The organism is Streptomyces misionensis (assembly GCF_007896895.1).
Lineage (GTDB): Bacteria > Actinomycetota > Actinomycetes > Streptomycetales > Streptomycetaceae > Streptomyces > Streptomyces misionensis_A.
In genome coordinates, this window is record NZ_VOGW01000153.1 from 1 (window position 1) to 2354 (window position 2354).

Consider the following 2354-nt stretch of genomic DNA (forward strand, 5'->3'; position numbering starts at 1 on the left):
CGCCGACCCCTACCCCGCGTACGCCTGGCTGCGCGAGCACGCGCCCGTGCGCCGGACGCGGCTGCCCAGCGGGGTCGAGGCCTGGCTGGTCACCCGGTACGCGGACGCCCGGCAGGCGCTGGCGGACCAGCGGCTGAGCAAGAACCCGGCGCATCACGACGAGCCCGAGCACGCCAAGGGCAAGACCGGCATCCCCGGCGAGCGCAAGGCCGAGCTGATGACGCATCTGCTGAACATCGACCCGCCGGACCACACCCGGCTGCGCCGGCTGGTCAGCAAGGCGTTCACGCCCCGCCGCGTCGCCGAGTTCGCGCCCCGGGTGCAGGAGCTGACCGACCAGCTCATCGACCGGTTCGCGCGGCGCGGCAGCGCCGACCTCATCCACGAGTTCGCCTTCCCGCTCCCCATCTACGCCATCTGCGACCTGCTCGGCGTCCCGCGCGAGGACCAGGACGACTTCCGGGACTGGGCGGGCATGATGATCCGGCACGGCGGCGGACCGCGGGGCGGGGTCGCGCGGTCGGTGAAGAAGATGCGCGGCTACCTCGCCGAGCTGATCCACAAGAAGCGCGAGGCGCTGCCCGCCGAGCCCGCGCCCGGCGAGGACCTGATCTCCGCCCTCATCCGCGCCTCCGACCACGGCGAGCACCTCACCGAGAACGAGGCCGCGGCGATGGCGTTCATCCTTCTCTTCGCCGGCTTCGAGACCACCGTCAACCTCATCGGCAACGGCACCTACGCCCTGCTCACCCACCCCGGGCAGCGCGACCGCCTCCAGGACGCCCTCGCCCGCGGCGACGACGAGCTGCTGGCGACCGGGGTGGAGGAACTGCTGCGCTACGACGGCCCGGTGGAGCTGGCCACCTGGCGGTTCGCCACCGAACCGCTCACCCTCGGCGGGCAGGAGATCGCGCCCGGCGACCCGGTGCTCGTCGTGCTGGCCGCCGCCGACCGGGACCCGGAGCGGTTCGCCGACCCGGACGTGCTGGACCTCGGCCGGCGGGACAACCAGCACCTCGGCTACGGCCACGGCATCCACTACTGCCTCGGCGCCCCGCTCGCCCGCCTGGAGGGCCAGAGCGCGCTGGCCACCCTCTTCACCCGGCTGCCCGACCTGCGGCTCGCCGCCGACCCGGCCGAGCTGCGCTGGCGCGGCGGACTCATCATGCGCGGCCTGCGCACCCTGCCCGTGGAGTTCACCCCGCCGGCCGAGCGGTAGTCCGGGCGGCGAAGCGGAGCGGCCCGTTCCGCCCCGGAGTCCCCGCCGGGGAAGGGTGTGTGACGGAGCGGAGGGCGAACGTTCAACACTGTGATCTTCACGTGATCCGTGCGGCATGAACTTGTGACAAGTGATCGAGTGCGGCTACGTTCACCCCTCAGCGTGGCGGACCGGCACCACCCGCCGCGCCGGCCCCCGCAGTCGCACGAAAGGCTTCCGCATGATCTCCGGGAACGGTCGTCACCGCCGCCCCCGTCAGGCTCCGGCCCTCCTCGTCGCGGCCGGCGTGACCGGCTCCGCCATCGCCATCCCGCTGCTCGGCGCCGCGAGCGCCCACGCGGCCGACGGCACCACCTGGGACAAGGTCGCCGGCTGCGAGTCCGGCGGCTCCTGGAGCGCCGACACCGGCAACGGCTACTACGGCGGCCTGCAGATATCCCAGGACGACTGGATCCACTACGGCGGCACCCGGTACGCCTCCAGCGCCGACCAGGCCAGCCGCTCGCAGCAGATCGCCGTGGCCGAGAAGATCCTCGCCGACAAGGGCACCCTGCCCTGGGCCACCTGTGCCCTGCTGTCCGGGCTGACCCCCAACTCCGGTTCGGTGGACGTCGACCCGGGCGTCGGCGGCAACGGCCAGGGCGACACCGCGGCCGACCCGTCCGGCCTGCCCGACGCGTCGTCCTCCTCCGGCACGCAGAACGGCGGTCAGGGCGGCGGCCAGGACACCACCCCGAGCGGCTCCGGGAACGGCTCCGCCGGCGGCGCCCACGCCGGCTCCGGCAACGCCTCCTCGGCCGACCCGTCCACCACCCCGCCCTCCGGCTCCGGTTCCGGTTCCGGCAAGCACACCGGCAAGCACACCGGCAAGCACGCGGCCCCGCACCCGGGCGCCTCCACCGGCTCCACCGGCTCCACCGGCTCCTCCGCGAGCGGCGCGGGCAAGACCGTCACCACCCCGACCGGCAAGAAGGTCAAGAAGGGCGACGGCGAGTACAAGGTCGTCACCGGCGACACCCTCAGCTCCATCGCGGCGAAGCACCACGTGGCCGGCGGCTGGCACAAGCTGTTCGAGCTGAACAAGGACATCGTCGACAACGCCGACCTCATCTACCCGGGCCAGCAGCTGCACCTG

2 protein-coding genes are annotated in these 2354 nt (G+C 73.5%); both read left to right on the forward strand.

Going from position 1 to position 2354, the window contains the following annotated elements; translation table 11 throughout:
* Window positions 1–1219 (forward strand): cytochrome P450 family protein (locus FRZ03_RS25500; protein ID WP_146467479.1); only part of this gene is annotated, 1219 nt, incomplete at its 5' end.
* A gap of 220 nt (window positions 1220–1439) precedes the next feature.
* Window positions 1440–2354: LysM peptidoglycan-binding domain-containing protein (locus tag FRZ03_RS25505; protein WP_146467480.1), on the forward strand; the 915-nt coding region annotated here is incomplete at its 3' end.